Source organism: Paraburkholderia caribensis (assembly GCF_002902945.1).
Classification (GTDB): domain Bacteria; phylum Pseudomonadota; class Gammaproteobacteria; order Burkholderiales; family Burkholderiaceae; genus Paraburkholderia; species Paraburkholderia caribensis.
Window position 1 is genome coordinate 1,155,936 of the sequence record NZ_CP026101.1, and the last position, 17,509, is coordinate 1,173,444.

12 protein-coding genes are annotated in these 17,509 nt (G+C 64.2%); 5 read left to right on the forward strand and 7 right to left on the reverse strand.

The window, feature by feature from the left end; all coding sequences use genetic code 11:
- The first annotated feature begins 89 nt into the window (after positions 1–89).
- On the forward strand, positions 90–2,456 hold the full coding sequence (locus C2L66_RS05175) for a UvrD-helicase domain-containing protein (RefSeq protein ID WP_060602736.1): 2,367 nt from the start codon (positions 90–92) through the stop codon (positions 2,454–2,456).
- Positions 2,453–3,241: a 5'-methylthioadenosine/adenosylhomocysteine nucleosidase gene (locus C2L66_RS05180; RefSeq protein ID WP_054934268.1), complete on the forward strand. Its 789-nt coding sequence runs from the start codon at positions 2,453–2,455 to the stop codon at positions 3,239–3,241. Before C2L66_RS05175 ends, C2L66_RS05180 begins: the two co-directional genes overlap by 4 nt.
- Before the next feature lie 24 nt (positions 3,242–3,265).
- On the opposite strand, the gene C2L66_RS05185 is transcribed toward C2L66_RS05180, so the two are convergent.
- The gene (locus tag C2L66_RS05185; protein WP_060601576.1) at positions 3,266–5,173 is read right to left on the reverse strand and encodes a propionate--CoA ligase; all 1,908 of its coding nucleotides are present in this window, start codon (positions 5,171–5,173) and stop codon (positions 3,266–3,268) included.
- A 948-nt stretch (positions 5,174–6,121) separates the two neighbouring features.
- The gene (locus tag C2L66_RS05190; RefSeq protein WP_060601573.1) at positions 6,122–7,372 is read right to left on the reverse strand and encodes an MFS transporter; all 1,251 of its coding nucleotides are present in this window, start codon (positions 7,370–7,372) and stop codon (positions 6,122–6,124) included.
- 459 nt (positions 7,373–7,831) lie between these two features.
- Here C2L66_RS05190 and C2L66_RS05195 point away from each other — a divergent pair, with 459 nt between their 5' ends.
- A complete protein-coding gene (locus C2L66_RS05195; RefSeq protein ID WP_060601570.1) occupies positions 7,832–9,499 on the forward strand; it encodes a methyl-accepting chemotaxis protein in 1,668 nt (555 codons plus the stop codon).
- 810 nt (positions 9,500–10,309) lie between these two features.
- On the opposite strand, the gene C2L66_RS05200 is transcribed toward C2L66_RS05195, so the two are convergent.
- From C2L66_RS05200 to C2L66_RS05215, 4 genes are read right to left on the reverse strand one after another with little or no spacing between them, the layout of a single operon-like run.
- On the reverse strand, positions 10,310–11,170 hold the full coding sequence (locus C2L66_RS05200) for an efflux RND transporter periplasmic adaptor subunit (RefSeq protein WP_054934271.1): 861 nt from the start codon (positions 11,168–11,170) through the stop codon (positions 10,310–10,312).
- A 13-nt stretch (positions 11,171–11,183) separates the two neighbouring features.
- Entirely contained in the window at positions 11,184–11,384 is a 201-nt protein-coding gene (locus C2L66_RS05205) for a DUF1656 domain-containing protein (protein WP_054934272.1), read from the reverse strand.
- Entirely contained in the window at positions 11,374–13,611 is a 2,238-nt protein-coding gene (locus C2L66_RS05210; protein ID WP_060601566.1) for an FUSC family protein, read from the reverse strand. Before C2L66_RS05210 ends, C2L66_RS05205 begins: the two co-directional genes overlap by 11 nt.
- A 14-nt stretch (positions 13,612–13,625) precedes the next feature.
- The gene (locus C2L66_RS05215; RefSeq protein ID WP_060601564.1) at positions 13,626–15,200 is read right to left on the reverse strand and encodes an efflux transporter outer membrane subunit; all 1,575 of its coding nucleotides are present in this window, start codon (positions 15,198–15,200) and stop codon (positions 13,626–13,628) included.
- A 163-nt stretch (positions 15,201–15,363) separates the two neighbouring features.
- Here C2L66_RS05215 and C2L66_RS05220 point away from each other — a divergent pair, with 163 nt between their 5' ends.
- Both C2L66_RS05220 and C2L66_RS41180 read left to right on the forward strand, forming a co-directional pair.
- Positions 15,364–16,302: a LysR family transcriptional regulator gene (locus tag C2L66_RS05220; protein WP_054934275.1), complete on the forward strand. Its 939-nt coding sequence runs from the start codon at positions 15,364–15,366 to the stop codon at positions 16,300–16,302.
- 170 nt (positions 16,303–16,472) lie between these two features.
- Positions 16,473–16,634: a hypothetical protein gene (locus tag C2L66_RS41180; protein ID WP_167352349.1), complete on the forward strand. Its 162-nt coding sequence runs from the start codon at positions 16,473–16,475 to the stop codon at positions 16,632–16,634.
- Between the two features lie 17 nt (positions 16,635–16,651).
- Here C2L66_RS41180 and C2L66_RS05225 read toward each other — a convergent pair whose 3' ends face one another.
- On the reverse strand, positions 16,652–17,485 hold the full coding sequence (locus C2L66_RS05225; RefSeq protein ID WP_060601561.1) for a metallophosphoesterase: 834 nt from the start codon (positions 17,483–17,485) through the stop codon (positions 16,652–16,654).
- Between the last annotated feature and the right edge of the window lie 24 nt (positions 17,486–17,509).

The following is a 17,509-nucleotide window of genomic DNA, read 5'->3' on the forward strand; positions in this document are numbered from 1 at the left end:
CGGGGGCGGAAATCGCGCGGCGGGCAGCAATGTCTCACGGTCTTATAATGACGGACCACCCGCCGCAACCGTTGTTTCTTCTCTCATCCATGCCCGAACTGCTCGCGAACCTGAACCCCGAACAACACGCCGCCGTCACGCTGCCGAACGAACCGGCGCTCATTCTGGCTGGCGCAGGCAGCGGCAAGACGCGCGTGCTGATCACACGGATCGCATGGCTGATCCAGCAAGGCCTGGCATCGCCGCCGACCATTCTCGGCGTCACCTTCACGAACAAGGCCGCGCGCGAAATGATGTCGCGCCTGTCGGCGCTGCTGCCCATCGACACACGCGGCATGTGGATCGGCACGTTCCACGGCCTGTGCAACCGGATGCTGCGCGCGCATTACCGCGACGCCGGCCTGCCGCAGACCTTCCAGATTCTCGATACCGCGGACCAGCTCTCCGCGATCAAGCGCCTGATGAAGGGCCTGAATATCGACGACGAGAAATATCCGGCGAAGAACCTGCAGTACTTCATCAACAACGCGAAGGAGCAGGGGCTGCGCGCGAAGGACGTCGACGCGTCCGACAACTTCAACCGCAAGTTCGTCGAACTGTATGAAGCGTACGACCAGCAGTGCCAGCGCGAAGGCGTCGTCGATTTTCCGGAACTGCTGCTGCGCTGCTACGAACTGCTGTCGTACAACCCGCCGCTGCGCGCGCATTACCAGGCGCGCTTCCGTCATATTCTGGTGGACGAGTTTCAGGACACGAACAAGCTTCAATACGCGTGGCTCAAGCTGCTGGCGGGCGAGCACAACGCGATCTTCGCGGTCGGCGACGACGACCAGTCCATCTATGCGTTTCGCGGCGCGAACGTCGGCAATATGCGTGACTTCGAGCAGGAATTCAAGGTTCGCAACCTGATCAAGCTGGAGCAGAACTACCGCTCGCACGGCCATATTCTCGATGCCGCGAATCATCTGATCGCGAACAATTCGCGGCGGCTCGGCAAGAACCTGCGCACCGACGCGGGCCACGGCGAGCCCGTGCGCGTCTACGAGGCTGCGACGGATTCGCAGGAAGCCGGCTGGATTGTCGAGGAGATTCGCGCGCTGATCAGCACGGGCGCGTCGCGCAGCGAGATCGCCGTGCTGTACCGGAGCAACGCGCAGTCGCGGACGATCGAACATACGCTGGTGAACGCCGGCATTCCGTATCGCGTGTATGGCGGCTTGCGCTTTTTCGAGCGTCAGGAGGTGAAGCATGCGCTCGCGTATCTGCGCCTGATCGACAATCCGAACGACGACACGGCCTTCGCGCGCGTGGTCAATTTCCCGACGCGCGGCATCGGCGCGCGCTCGATCGAACAGCTGGCGGATGCGGCGCGTCTCTACAACACGTCGATGGCGGTGGCGATTCCGTACGTGACGGGCAAGGCGGGCACGAGCCTCGGCGGCTTCGCGAACCTGATCGCGAAGATGCGCGCCGAAACGGCACAGATGAGCCTGCCTGAAACGGTCGAGTACGTGGTGCGCGCAAGCGGCCTGTCCGAGTTCTATCAGAACGAGCGCGAAGGGCAGGACCGGCTCGAGAACTTGCAGGAACTGGTGAACGCGGCGACGGCTTTCGTCAGTGAGGAAGGCTACGGCCTCGATACGCCCGCACGCTCGATTCCGCTGCGCCCGGGCGCGACGGCGGCGCCCGAACTGGTCGTCGCGACGGACGATTCCGGCGTCGACGTGCTCGACGCCGCGAATCCCGCCGACCCGGCACAGAATCCGGACACGATGACACCGCTTGCGGGCTTCCTGTCGCACGCATCGCTGGAAGCGGGCGACAACCAGGCGCAGGCCGGCCAGGAAGCCGTGCAGCTGATGACGGTGCACGCGGCCAAGGGCCTCGAATTCACGGCGGTGTTCATCACCGGCCTCGAGGAAGGGTTGTTCCCGCACGAGAACAGCGCGATGGAAGCCGACGGCCTGGAAGAAGAGCGCCGCCTGATGTATGTCGCGATCACGCGCGCGAAGGAGCGGCTGTATCTGTCGTTTGCGCAGAGTCGGATGTTGCATGGCCAGACGCGCTACAACATCCGCTCGCGCTTCTTCGACGAATTGCCGCAGGAAACGCTCAAATGGCTGACGCCAAAGGTCGAAGCGGGCGCGCGTTGGGGCGGCCGTGCCGATAACGCGGGCTGGGGCCGCGACTGGTTTTCGCGGCCGGACCGTCAGCAGGGTTATGGCGGCGGCGCGTCGACGGTGGCGAGCGCGCCTTTGCCCGCGTTCGCGAACGAGCAGCGCGCCGCGGACACGGGCTTCCGCGTCGGCCAGCAGGTGTTCCACACCAAGTTCGGCGAAGGCACGGTCACCGCGCTCGAAGGCGGTGGCGCCGACGCCAAGGCGCAGGTCAAGTTCAAGCGCCACGGCGAGAAATGGCTTGCGCTGGCCGTCGCGAAGTTGCAGGCAGTCGAATGAGCGCGCTGCCGTCCGAAGCGACGATTCCGCGCCGTCCGCTCGGCGTGATGGCGGCGCTGCCCGAGGAGCTGGGCGATCTCGTCGCGGCGATGCGCGCCGAGGGTGCAGTCGAAACGATCACGCACGGCAAGCGCGACTATCACATCGGCACGGTGCACGGCGCGCCATGCGTCGTGACGCTGGGCCGGGTCGGCAAGGTCGCGGCGGCGGCGACCGTGAGCGCGCTGATCCATGCGTTCGATGTCGAGGCCGTGGTGTTCACGGGCGTGGCGGGCGGCGTCGGGCCGACGGTGCGAATCGGCGATATCGTCGTGGCCGAAACGTTGATGCAGCACGATCTCGACGCGTCACCGCTGTTCCCGCGTTTCGAAGTGCCGCTGCTCGGCATCTCGCGCTTTGCCGCCGACGTGCCGTTGACGGCCGCGTTGGCCAACGCGTGCGAGCGTTTTGTCGAAGAAGAGGGCGCGGCGCTGTCACAGCGGTTTCTGACGGAGGCGGCGCCGACGGTGCATCGCGGCCTGATCATCAGCGGCGACCAGTTCGTGGCGAGCGCCACGTCCGTCGATCTCCTGCGCGCCGCGTTGCCCGATGCGCTCGCCGTCGAGATGGAAGGCGCGGCGATCGCGCAGGTCTGTTACGAGTACGGCGTGCCTTGCGCGATCGTGCGGACCATTTCCGATACGGCGGACGCACATGCGCCCGCATCGTTCGTCACGTTTCTGACCGAACTGGCGGGCACGTATTCGAGCGGAATTCTCAGGCGGTTCTTGTCGGCGCGCGGTTGAGACGCGCGCCTTTGTTCAGAAGACTTACTTCGCGCCGAGCGCGGCTGCGACGGCGTCGCGAATCTGCTGCAATGCCGACGGGTCTTCGATAGTCGGCAGATCGCCGGGGTCGCGGCCTTCGGCGAGCGCCGCGATCGCGCGGCGCAAGAGTTTGCCGGAGCGTGTCTTCGGCAGCATCGACACCAGTACGACATGCGCGGGCCGCGCGATTGCGCCGAGATGGCGGTCGACGGTCGCGCACAGTTCGCCGGAGAGTTTTGCGCGCGCTTCATCGGACTCATACGCGCCGGCGTCGCGCACGACGACGAACGCCACGGCTGCCTGTCCCTTCACCTGATCGGTCACGCCGACCACGGCGACTTCCGCGACGGCCTTGTGCGCCGACAGCGCCTCTTCGATTTCACGCGTACCGAGGCGATGGCCCGCGACGTTGATCACGTCGTCGGTGCGGCCGAGGATCGTCACGTAGCCGTCTTCGTCCTGAATGCCCCAGTCGAATGTCGAATAGAGCTGCTGGTTCGGCACGCTTTCCCAATACGTTTTGACGAAGCGCGCGTCGTCGCCCCACACGGTGGACATGCAGCCCGGCGGCAATGGATAGCCGAGCGTGATCACGCCTTTTTCGCCGGGCGCGCACGGCTCGCCCGTGTGCTCGTTGCGCAGCGTCAGGTCGTAGCCGTAGCAGGGCACGCCCGGCGAGCCGAGCTTTTGCGGCAGCGCTTCGACGCCGCGCTGGATCGCGAGAATGGGCCAGCCGGTTTCCGTCTGCCAGAAGTTGTCGACGACGGGCTTACCGAGCGCATCGGCGATCCACGCAGCCGTTGGCTCGTCGAGCGGCTCGCCGGCGAGGAAGAGGGTGCGCAGGCTCGACAGATCGGCCTGTTTCAGAAGCGCCGGGTCCTGCTTTTTCAGCACGCGGATGGCGGTCGGCGCCGTGAACATCAGATTGATCCTGTGCTGCTCGACGAGCCGCCACCAGATGCCGCCGTCGGGACGAATGGGCGTGCCTTCGTACATGACGGTGGTGAGGCCCGCGATCAGCGGCGCGTAGACGATGTAGCTGTGGCCGACTACCCAGCCGACGTCGGACGCGGTGAACATGGTGTCGCCCGCCTTGCCCTGGAAGATGTATTCCATCGATGCCGCGAGCGCGACCGCATAGCCGCCGACATCGCGCTGCACGCCTTTCGGCTTGCCTGTGGTGCCGGACGTGTAGAGCACGTAAGACGGCTCCGTCGATTCGAGCCATTCGCACTGCACGTGCGCGTCGAAGAATTGCTCGCGCAGTGGCTCGTAGGCGACGAGATACGGCGCGTTCAGGCGCTCGGGCGCCAGTTGCCGGTCGATCAGCAGCACCTTGGGCGTCTTGTGTGTCGCGCGCGACAGCGCTTCATCGACGAGGGGCGTGTAGTCGATCACTTTGCCTGCGCGCGCGCCGGCGTCGGCTGTGACGATCAGCGCGGGTTTGGCGTCGTCGATGCGCGCGGCGAGATTCGGCGCGGCGAAGCCGCCGAACACCACCGAGTGGATCGCGCCGAGACGCGCGCATGCGAGCATCGCGAACACGGCTTCGGGGATCATCGGGAGATAGATGAGCACGCGGTCGCTGCGATTGACGCCGAGCGAGCGCATCACGGCTGCCATCCGGTTCACTTCGGCGTGCAGTTCGGCGTAGGTGTAGCGACGCTCGATGCCTGTTTCCGTCGATACGTAGACGAGTGCGTTCTGCTGTGCGCGCTGCGCGAGATGCCGGTCCACGGCGTTGTGGCAAAGGTTCGTTTTACCGCCGACGAACCAGCGCGCGAAGGGCGGGTTCGAGCGGTCGAGGACGGTGTGGAATGGTGTTTGCCAGTGGATACGGGTGGCTTCTTCGCGCCAGAAGTCGTCCGGGGCTTCGATCGAGCGGCGGTGGAATTCGCGGTAGGTGGTCATTTGGCGTGGCCCCGGGTTGGAGTTCGTTGCGGCTTTCGTTGCGGCGTTCGCTGGCGCGGGTTTGCACAGGATAGAGCAGGGGGTGTGTTGGCGGCAACGCGGGTAGACGAGGGGTTTGATTTTGTCTGCGACGCTTGGGGGTGGTTTTGGGCTTTTCGCTGGCATCCGCGGTTTTGGGTTTTGCGCTGGCATCCGCGCATTGTTATCTAGCTTCACGCGTCGCCCCTGTGCGGGGCGGCACCTACTTTTCTTTGCCGCCGCAAAGAAAAGTAGGCAAAAGAAAGCGGCTCACACCGCCAGCCCGTGTTCTTATCCACGGGCCCCCAGCGTCCCCATCCTTCACACACCAGTGCCCTCGTCGGTGCCCGTTGCCCGCGCTTCGAATGAACGCCTCACCCGCTTCGAACACCCGTACTCGGGCCAGCGGCAGCGAATGGTACATGCCGCCCAGGTGGCAAACTGTGTGTAGGTTGTCGCACCACATACGTTGCCGCTCTTACCAGAAACACCAATCCTGCTACCCAGTCCGGAGTGATGCGCGTATGGCGCGAAGGCCGACACACAGTTTGCCACCTGTGCGGCGGCAGACTGTCTGGAACGGCGTGCAGTGACGCGGGTATATGAGGCGGCTGAGACGTACAGAGAGAACGTTGGCAACGCACGCGAACCGGTGCGTTGCCATGTGAAGTGCGGGGACGGTGGGGGCCCGTGGGCAAACGTCAAGAATTCGCGGTGTGAGCCGCTTTCTTTTGCCTACTTTTCTTTGCGGCGGCAAAGAAAAGTAGGTGCCGCCCCGCACAGGGGCGACGCGTGAAGCACGAAAGCAATTCGCGGATGCCCGCGAAAAGGCAAAGCAATTCGCGGATGCTCGCGCATAGGCAAATCAAATCGCGAATGCCCGCGCAAAGACCCAAACCCAAACCCAAACCCAAACCCCGGACCAGCAATTCAGCCCTTAACCATCTTCCCCTCAACATCCGGCAAAAACACAGTCAATATCCCGAGCAACGGCAAGAACGAGCACACCTTATACACATAGGCGATGCTCGTCGCGTCAGCCAATTGCCCAAGCACGGCGGCGCCGATCCCGCCAAGCCCGAAGGCAAACCCAAAGAACAACCCCGCAACCATCCCGACCTTACCCGGAATGAGCTCCTGGGCATAAACGAGAATCGCCGAAAACGCCGACGCCAGCACGATGCCGATAATGACGGTCAACACCCCCGTCCAGAACAGATTCGCATACGGCAGCAGAAGAGTGAACGGCGCAACCCCAAGAATCGACACCCAGATCACATATTTACGGCCAATCCGGTCGCCAACCGGCCCACCGATCACAGTCCCCGCCGCGACAGCCGCAAGGAACACGAACAGATGCACCTGCGCGGCCTGCACAGGCAGATGGAACTTGTCGATCAGATAGAACGTGAAATAGCTATTGATGCTGGTCAGGTAGAAGTACTTCGAGAACACCAGCAGCACGAGAATGCTCATCGCGAACGCCACCTTGCCACGTGGCAGCGCCGCATGCACAACCTGCCCGGCGCGCGCCCTCTTCGTCGCAGGATGATGCTTGTACCAGCGGCTGATATGCGTGAGCACGAGAATCCCCACCAGCGCCGCCACCGAAAACCACGCAATGCTGCGCTGGCCGTGCGGAATCACGATCAGCGCCGCAAGCAGCGGCCCGAGCGACGAGCCGGCATTGCCGCCCACCTGAAACAGCGACTGCGCAAGACCATGCTTGCCGCCCGACGCCATGCGCGCCACACGCGACGACTCCGGGTGAAATACCGACGACCCGCAGCCAACCAGCGCCGCCGCGATCAGCAGCACGCCGAAGCTCGGCGCCACCGACATCAACAGCAGACCCGACAGCGTAAAGCCCATGCCGACGGGCAGCGAGTAGGGCTTCGGATGCTTGTCCGTGTAGACGCCGACCAGCGGCTGCAGCAGCGAAGCCGTGATCTGATACGTCAGCGTAATCAGGCCGATCTGCCCGAATGACAGCGCGAAGTTCGCCTTCAGCATCGGATAGATCGCAAGGATCAACGACTGGATCATGTCGTTCATCAGATGCGAAAAGCTGATTGCGCCAAGGATCGAGTAGACGGTCTTCGCTTGCGGCCGGGGGGCGGCAGGAGCAGAAGCTGAAGCAGCGGCGCCAGCCAGGGCGCCTTTGTCGAGGCTGGTTTCCATGAGGTCGGTCAGGAGAGGGTGGCTCGGAAGCAGACGCCGGCAGTTGCGGCAAGACCGTCGGCGACAGCAGATGTTTTTAGCGTTTGATGAAGTGTAGTGTGTCTCCCATCAAATGTCCGGCCAACTTTTGTCGCGATTCGGACATCTGTCGTCCCGTCAAATGGGCCGTCGTGCCTGTTTTTTGTGCGGCGGAAACATCGTCGGCACCGGGATGGCGCGCCGTCGGGCCAAATTAGAGTGAAACGCACAGCGCAAAACGTGGGAAAACGCGCCAAATGAATTTTGGCCAATGTATAAATCCGACGCGGCGCGCTGCCCACGAGGCGGCGCGCGCAGGACCGGGAAAATTGCCGGACGGTCGGCCTCAAGAACGCCGCCGGCGATGCCGTCAACCCGGAGAGAAAAGCAGCAATGCCGGAACAGACCTTTCCGGCAGTACGACAAGCGGGGACGAGAAATATGAAAGCAGTTTCGCTGGGTGGCCGGACGGGCGCGGGTTTCGTGCCGGATGGGGAAGCGGCCGGAGGGCAAGCGCGCGCGGGCAAACGGGCGGCAGGCGGCAGGATGCGCGGCTGGTCGGTGAAGACGACCTTGCGGTTTGCGTTCGCGGTGCTGCTGGCGGGGACGCTGGCGATCGGCGTGTTTTCGCTCGCGCAGATGAGCCGCCTGAACGGCCAGATGCGCTCGATCTACGAGCAAGGCCATATCGCGAGCCGGGCTGCCGAGGAGGCGCGCGGCTACCTGCTGCGCTCGAGCCGCGCTCAGAAGATGCTGCTGACGGCGACGACCGCAAAGGAACGCGACGAACTGGGCGCCGATATCGACAAGGGGCTGACCGGACTGTCGGCCGAACTCAATACGCTCCAGCAATACGCCGATTCGGCCGTCGCCACCGCGCAGCAGAAGAAGTTCGCTGCCGCGATCGGCGTGTGGAGCGGGCATATGCGCGATTTCGTCACGCTCGTGAAGGCGCAGCCGCTCGATCTGTCGCAGATGAACTGGCAGGTCGGCACGTCGGATGTGTCGCTGCTCGTCGAAACGGGCAAGCTCGAGAAGCTCGTCGATGAGCTGGTCGCGCAGCGCGGCACGGCCGCGAAGGCGACGATCGACGCGTCGTCGTTTATCTATCAATCGTCGTTCGTGATGATGGCCGTGATGACGATCGCGCTGATCGTGCTCGCGTTCGTGATCAGCGAGTGGGTGGTGCGGCGTCTCGCGCGGCAACTGGGCGGCGAGCCGGTGTACGCGAAGGAGATCGCGAGCCGTATTGCAGCGGGCGATCTGTCGAACGACATCGTGCTCGGCAAGCGCGACAACGGCAGCATGCTGTCCGCGCTGCGCGACATGCAGAACGGCCTGTCGTCGACGGTTTCGCATATCGCGGCGAGTGCCGAGGCGATTGCGGCCGCGTCGGGGCAGATTTCGATGGGCAATCTGGACCTGTCGCAGCGCACCGAACAGCAGGCGATGGCGCTCGAGCGGACGGCGAGCAGCATGGAGGAGTTGACGTCGACGGTGCGCCAGAACGCGGACAACGCGAAGCAGGCGCGCACGCTCGCCGACAATGCGTCGTCGATAGCGGAGAAGGGCGGCGACGTGGTTGGCCGCGTGGTCGCGACGATGGGCCAGATCAACGACAGCGCGAAGAGCATTGGCGACATCATTGGCGTGATCGAGGGGATCGCTTTCCAGACCAATATCCTTGCTTTGAACGCCGCCGTCGAGGCGGCGCGCGCGGGCGAGGAGGGGCGTGGGTTCTCGGTGGTGGCGGGTGAGGTGCGCAATCTCGCGCAACGTAGCGCGGCGGCTGCCAAGGAGATCAAGACGCTGATCAGCGCGTCGGTCGAGCGGGCGAGCAACGGCTCGCAACTTGCGCAGGACGCGGGGCAGACGATGGACGAAGTCGTCAAGGCCGTGAAGCGCGTGACGGATATTATGGGTGAGATTTCGGCGGCTTCCGCCGAGCAGAGTTCGGGGATCGAGGAGATTAATCTCGCGGTGTCGCAGATGGATGCGGGGACGCAGCAGAATGCTGCACTCGTTGAGCAGGCTACTGCCGCTGCGCGGGCGTTGGATGATCAGGCGCAGGCGCTTAAGGTGGCGGTGGCGAAGTTTTCTTTACGGTGAAGGGTTTTTTTTGTCTGCGACGCTTTGGGGGTTTTTGCCTTTGCGCTGGCGTCCGCGATGCGTTTGCGTGCTTCACGCGTTGTGGTTTGGTGTTTTAGCCTTTGCGCTGGCATCCGCTCTACGTTAGCGCGCTTCACGCGTTGCCCCTGTGCGGGGCGGCACCTACTTTTCTTTGCCGCCGCAAAGAAAAGTAGGCAAAAGAAAGCGGCTCACACCGCCAATTCTTGACGTTTACCCACGGGCCCCCAACGTCCCCACACTTCGCACGGCAACGCCCTTGTTCGTGTGCGTTGCCAGCGCGCTGAATGCGCGCCTCACCCGCTTCGAATACCCGTACCCGTATAAGCGGCAGCGAATGGCATATGCCGCCCAGGTGGCAAACTGTGTGTAGGTTGTCGCGTCGTATAGGGTGGCGCTCTTACAAGGTGGGGCGCGTGCGTAGTCGGTCCGAAGTGATGCGTGCGAGGCGCTACGGCCGACACACAGTTTGCCACCTGGGCGGCCGTGGACTGTCTGGTGAGGCATGCGGAAACGCGGGTGCGTGAAGCGGGTGAGGCGCTCAGCAAGAGCGCTGGCAACGAACGTGGGTCACGTGATTGCCGTGTGAAGCGTAAGACCCTTTGGGGGCCCTCAGGCAGGAAAAAATGTTGGCGGTGTGAGCCGCTTTCTTTTGCCTACTTTTCTTTGCGGCGGCAAAGAAAAGTAGGTGCCGCCCCGCACAGGGGCGACGCTTGAAGCGAGCTAACGAATCGCGGATGCCAGCGAAAACACAACCACAACCAAACCAAAACCAAAACCAAAAACAAAAAATCAGGAAGGCGTAACAACAACCGTACAAGTCGTCCCCGCCGACAGCACCACCCCATCAGGCACCGAATCAATCTTCACCCTCACAGGCACGCGCTGCGCCAACCTCACCCAATTGAACGTAGGATTCACATCAGCCAGAAGCTCCCGGCTCTGGGGATTATCGCGATCATAGATCCCGCGTGAGATGCTCTCCACGTGCCCCTTCAACGTCCCACCGCTCATCAACCTGATATCCGCCTTATCCCCAACCCGCACATGCGGCAACTTCGTCTCCTCGAAATACCCATACACCCAGAACGAGTTGCTATCCACGACAGCCAGCTTCGCTGAACCTGAAATCGCATAATCCCCGCGATACACGTTCAGATTCGTCACATACCCGTCGACGGGCGACACAACACGCGTACGCTCCAGGTTGAGCTTCGCCGCATCCAGCGCGGCAAGCGCCTGCTGATACTGCGCCTCGGCTGCAGACGCCGTATGCGTCGCGTTCTCGCGGTTTTCCTTCGACACCACGAGACTATCCATATCCGCACGCCGCTGCGCGTCGTCCCGCCGCATCTGCAGCTCGGCCTTGCGCGCGGCAACGGCAGCCTGCGCCTGCTCGACGGCAATCTGATAGTGCGATGGATCGATCTGCATCAGCAGATCGCCCTTGTGCACGAACTGGTTGTCGCGCACGGGCAACTCGACCACGGCTCCCGACACATCGGGCGCAATGTTGACGACTTCGGCGCGCACGCGGCCGTCGCGCGTCCACGGCTCGTCCATGTAGTGCACCCACAGCGCACGCCCGATCAAGATCGCGACGACGAACACGATGGCCGTCGCGATAAACCCAATGATGTTTCTGATTGTCATGATTCGACTCGTATCAACGATAAACGGCGAGGCCCAGCACGCCGCACACACACACGAGCAAACTCGCGCGGAACAGGGACGGGTGCCACACGACCCGATACAGGCCCGTCCACGCTAACGCGCGGTCGAGCAGCCAGGTGATCGCGGCGCCCGCAACGAACAGCAGCACGATCGCGGGCACGTACGCGTCGAGAACGGCAATCTCACGTGGCATGGCGAACTCCTTGTGGCGCGTCACGGTTCGAATCGCTCCCGTCGCCGGCTTGCGCCAGCGGCGATTGCGGATCGAGCAGCGCGCTCCGGATGAAATGCAGATGACTCAAAATGCGTTGCAACTGATGTCGCTCGTCGCGCGGCGGGGTGAACGTGGACAGCGTCTGCTGGAGCGCGGCGATCGCAGCGGCCGTCGCAGCCAGCGCCTGATCGACCCGCACGGCGCGCGGGCGCTCGAACAGGCGGCCCACGGCGGCACAGGCCGCGCGCAGACTGACGCGCCAGGGCATCGAGGACGCATAGCGCGCATCGCGCGGCAGCGTCGCGACTTCGCTGCGCAGGTCGATCACGGCATGGCCGATCTCCAGCACCGCGAACATCCAGCGCATCGTGTCACGCTTCACGCCGGGCTCGCTGGCCGCCAGCGCGTTGATCTGATGCATCAGGTCCCGCGCGCCGCTCTCGAAGCGCGTCCGTAGCCGCGTCGGACGCCAGAAGCGCCCGAGCCGGCCGCGGCACGCCAGCACCACCTGTGCGCGCAGATCGACGAGCAGGCGGTTGCGCAACCACGGCGTCGACGGCGGCAACAGCACCGCGAAGGCGATCGACGCGACCAGCATCGACAGCGCGAGCGCAATGGCATCGTTCATGAAGCCGCTCGGATCGTAGTGAATCACATTGTCCGGACCCGCGAGGAAGCAGAAGAAAATGCAGTAGCCGACGCCGTAGCCCGCGAGCTTCGGACGCGTGGTCATCCATACGCCGAGCGCGAGGAACGGTGTGAGCGCGGCGCACAGCAACGCAAAGCCGTCGATATGCGGATAGATGCCGAACGTCAGCAACAGCGCGAGCGTCGACGACAGGATCGTGCCCGCCGCCATCTGGAACGCGGTGCGCGTCGGGTTCGGCGACGACGACGCGAGCGCACACACGGCAGCTGCGTTCAGCGTCAGCGTCGAGCCGCTCGGCCACGCGGTCGCGATCCAGAACGCGCCGAGGATCGCCATCACGATCGCCGCGCGCAAGCCCGCGACGCCCGCCGCGATGCCGTTGGTCTTCGGCTCGTAGCGTTCGATCCAGCGTTCGCGCTCGTGCGTCGCGACGGCGAGCGACGCATATGTCGCCGCGTACGCGTGCAGATCGTCGACGAAGCGGTAGAGCAGCTCCGCGCCCGTGTCGAAATCGAGCAGCGGCACGTCGGCGTCGCTTTCGAGCGCGGCGCGGCTCGCGCGCACGCGTTTTGGCAACGCTGCCTTGAACGCTTCGAGTTGCGCGGCCGCGTGCGATGCATCGGCGGCCGTCAACACCGGTTCGCCCGACTTGCTCAGCAGCGGCGAAATCTCGCGGAAGTACGGCTCGAGCGTAGCGACGGCGGCCGTCGCGCCCGCTGCGCCCGACACACGCAGACGGTTCATCAGCTGATGCAGCGCGTGAAAGCGCGTCGATACCGTCATGAACTCGCTGTTCAGGCGCGACAGCCGGCCGTTGCGCATCCGCGAATCGGGGCTTTCGAACACGGCCACACTGCGCACGGCCTCGAAGCCGACGATATCGGCGACGAACTTCGCGTTGGTGTCCTCGATGCGCGCACGATCGGCCTTGCCCGAGAGCGCGGCGCTCACGTAATCGACGAATGACGAGAAGCGCGCGCGCACCGTGCTGCGCATCTCCTCGCCCGCGTGCTGCGGAAACACGAGCGCGCTCACGACACCCGAGCACAGAATGCCGACCACCACTTCGGCGACCCGCGTGAGCGCCGTCATGAACGCGCCGTCGGGATGCTGCGAAGCGGGGATGCCGATCAGCGCTGCCGTGTAGCCCGCGAGCACGAAACCGTACGAGCGGAAGTTGCGGTTACGCGCCGCGCCCGCCGTGCAGATGCCGACCCAGATCGCCGTCGAGATGATGAACAGTTCCGGTTGCTGCGAAAACAGGCCGATCAGCGCCATCATCACGACGAGGCCGATCAGCGTGCCGCAGATCCGGTAGAAGCTCTTCGCGAACACCATGCCGCTTTGCGGCTGCATCACGATGAAGACGGTCGTCATCGCGGTGCGCGGCTGCGGCAGGTCGAGTTTCATCGCGATGCCGAGTGCGAGGAAGCACGCGGCGAGCGCCTTGAACAGGTAAATCCAGGTGCGGCCGTCCGTGCGCGCCCAGTCGGCGAACGCGGCGTAGAGCGCGCTGGGCGTCGGCCGCGTACGGGGCGTGGAAGGGTTCGAGGACATCGGCGGCGCTCCTGTCAGTGGGCGGCCGGCGTGCCGGTCGAGGCGCCGTTCATTGCGCTGGCGGTGGCTTTGTCGTCCGGTTTCACGCTGTCGCTCTTCTTGCCCTTGCCATGCGCGGGCAACACATCCTTTTGCGAAGGGCCGTCCGACGGGTCGATCACGCCGCCGCCCAACGCCGTCACGAGCGTCGCGTGCGCCTGCAACTGTCCGGCCTGCACCTTCGCGACGCCTTCCTGCGCGCGCAACAGCTGCGTTTGCGCGATCAGCACGTTCACGTAGTCGGTCAGGCCGCGTCGATAGCCTTCGCGCGCGAGCTGATAGGTCTTGTTCGCCGTCGCGACGGATCGCTGCGCGTCCTTCAGCTGGGTATCGAGTGAGCGCATCCGCACGACCTGGTCGGCGATTTCCTTCAGCGCACCGACGATCGACTGGTTGTACTGCTCGACGGCCACGTCGTAGCCCGCCGCCGCCGCGCCGAGTTGCGAGCGCAGGCGTCCGCCCGTGAAGATGGGCAGCGACAGCGCCGGGCCCGCCGTCCAGCCGCCTGCCTGCGATTTCAGGAAGCCGAACAGCGGCCCCATCGCCGCATAGCCGCCGACGGACGCGAGCAGATCGATATTCGGATAGAAGTCCGCCTTTGCGACATCGATGCCGCGCGCCTGCGCAGCGACCGTCCAGCGCGCCGCGACGATATCGGGGCGATGGCCGATCAGCTCGGCGGGCATCGTCGACGGCAGACCCGCGAAGGCGGACAGCGCAAGCTGCGGGCGCGCGATCGAATCGCCCGCGCCGGGGCCTTTGCCCGCGAGCGCGGCCAACTGGTTGCGGCCGAGCGCGATTTCTTCTTCGAGCGCGTCGATCTGGCGTTCGTACTCGGGCAGCGGCGTTTCCGCCTGCGCGACTTCGAGCTGCGTGCCGATGCCGCCTTTCAGCCGCCGGTTGGCCAGCGCGGCGACCTGTTCCTGCTGTTCGAGCGTCTGTTTCGCGATATCGAGCAGCGCGTAGTTCAGCGACATTTCGATATAGGCGCGCACGATATTCGCCTGAAGCTCCAGCTGCGCGGCCCGGTAATCGGCGGCACGTGCGTGCGCGATATCGAGTGCTTCCTCAGCGGCGTTCTTGTCCTTGCCCCACAGATCGAGGTGATACGACAGGCCGAGTTCAGCCGTGTTGTTCCACGACTGCTGGCCGGCCAGTTCGCCCGGACCATAGAAGACGTTGTCCGGCCACTGCTTGCGCTGGATCTGCATGCTGCCGTTCACCTGCGGCAGCAGCGCGGACTTCGCGACGCCCGCGAACGACTGTGCCTCGCGTACGCGCGCCTGCGCCGCCGCGAGCGTCGGACTGCCCGCTTGCGCCTGTTCGATCCACGCGTTCAGTTGCGGATCGTTATAGGCGCGCCACCAGTCGGCGGCGGGCCATTGCGCATCGGTATTGGCCGCGCGGATCGCGGCGCCGACGTCCAGCGAGGCGGGCTCCGTACTGGTCGATTGGGGCGCGATGTGTCCCGTGCTCGCGCAGCCGGCGATTATCAACGAGATCGTAAGAACCGACAGCGCGGTGATCCCTTTCGTTACCGGAAACTGCACGATTTGCTCCCCAATTGGCTATAGAACCTTGTAGGGGATTATATTTTTCGATCAATTAGCGAATAACCCGTAAGGGTGTAACGCATACTTACGGAGAATGAGATAATCGCCTTTCCAAATCGTGCAACAATCCTTCCCGTACTGAAAGATTTGGGTGTAAATCATGGATACGCTTCAGAACATGCGCGTATTTGTCCGTGTCGTCGAGGCGGGCAGCTTCACGGGCGCGGCCCAGCATCTGAACACGACGACGGCTTACGCGTCGCGCGCCGTGTCCGATCTGGAGGCGCATTTGCGCACGCGTCTGTTGAATCGCACGACGCGCCGCATCGCGCTCACGGAGGCGGGCGAGCGCTATCTGCAACGCTGCGAGCAGATTCTTGCCTACGTCGACCAGGCTGAAGCCGAGGCCAGCGACGCGCACGCGCGTCCGTCGGGCAAGCTGAAGGTCCACGCCATGACGAGCTTCGGCCAGCACTACGTGGTGCCTGCCGTGAGCCGCTATCAGCAGCGTTATCCCGATGTGCATCTCGAACTGACACTCGCGCAGCGCATGCCCGATCTGCTCGACGAAGGCTACGACGTCGCCGTCGTGCTTGCGCAGAGCTTGCCCGATTCGGGGCTTGTCTCGCAGCGCCTTGGCAGCGCGTTCAGCGTGGTGGTTGCGTCGCCGGATTACCTGGAGCGCAACGGCGTGCCGCAGACGCTGTCCGATTTGCGCGGCCACACCTGCCTGCAGATGATCACGCCCGTGATGCCCGCCGACGAATGGACCTTCGACGGCCCGAACGGACAGGAGACGCTGCATCTGGGCGCGTCCACTTTCCAGATCAACGTCGCGGAAGCGATGGCCGTGGCGGTGCGCGAAGGCATGGGCGTTGCCGTGTTGCCGATCTATTCGGCCATTGCCGGCCTGCGCAGCGGCGAACTCGTGTGGATTCTTCCCGAATATATCTCGCAGGAAATGAACGTGTACGCGTTGTACCCGTCGCGGCAGTATCTGGACGCGAAGATCCGCACGTGGGTCGAGTTTCTGCGCGACGAACTGCCGCCGACGCTCGCCGCCGATCAGGCCGAACTGCGCAAGTTCGCGCGCACTTGAAATAGTGCGCGCCCGGCGCGATATGGATGGAGCAGCCTTTTGACGGACTGTTACATCCCGCTGCCGCGTCGCAACACTTCCTTACTTTCTCGCGGCATCGGGTTTGCTAACGTGTCATTCAGGCCGGCATCTTTCGGCACGCAAGCACATCTGGAATCGAAGAGGACACCATGGATACCAACCTGCTGATGATCGGCGTCGCCGTCATGCTCGGACTGATCGGCGTCGCGGCGTCACGCGATCTGCTGCGACGCCTGCGGCCGCAGCCGCGTCTCGTGCCGATCCGGATCGACGAGCGGCAGCGTCGCTCGCAAGATATGCGCGGGCGTTGATTCTCCGCTTTCACGCCTCAGACCTCGACCACCTTGTCCCACGCGAACGCCGCGTTTTCGAGCGCGCGCGTGCGCCGGTCGAGATAGCCGCGCGGATTGCACACGACGCGCGTGCTGTTTTCGACGTAATCGAATGCCGTATGCGTATGGCCGTGCACCCACAGCGTCACGGGCGCGCGTACCAGCGACGGCAGATCGTTGACGAACCCCGCTGACACGACATCGTCCGCATAACGCTCGGCGAGACTGCGCCGGTGCGGCGCGTGGTGTGTGACGACGATCGTCCGGCCCGCGAACGGCTTCGTCAGTTCCGCTTCCAGCCACGCGCGCGCGCGACGGTGAAGCGCGATCGTATCGGCGGGCGTCAGGTTGCGCGGCGTGTTGTCCTGCAGCGTGCCTTGCACACCCAGATCGTTTCCCGCTGTCCACGTCACCTGAATCAGCCCGCGATAATCGAGCATCACGCGCTCAGCCGCCGCGATCGACGCCGCGTGCGATGCTTCATCGTTGCCGTAAAGGTCGAAGTCGGTCCACAGCGTCGTGCCGAGCACGCGCCACTGTCCGAGCGGATCGACGAGCGTCGCGTTGTTGAGAAAGTGCACGTTGTCGACGCTCGCGGCGGCGTCGTGCATCGCCGCTTCGAGCGCGCCGAACTCGCCGTCGTAATACTCGTGGTTGCCCGGCACGTAGACGACGGGCACCGCGCCGTCGAAAGTTTCGGCGGCCCAGCGCAGCCCTTCGGCGTGGTTGTGAATGTCGCCTGCCAGCACGACCAGATCGGCGTCCGCGTGCGGAATGATTTCCGGCTGGTCGGATTCGAGATGCAGATCGGACAGCACGCGAATTTTCATGGACGCCTCTCTTCGATACCAATG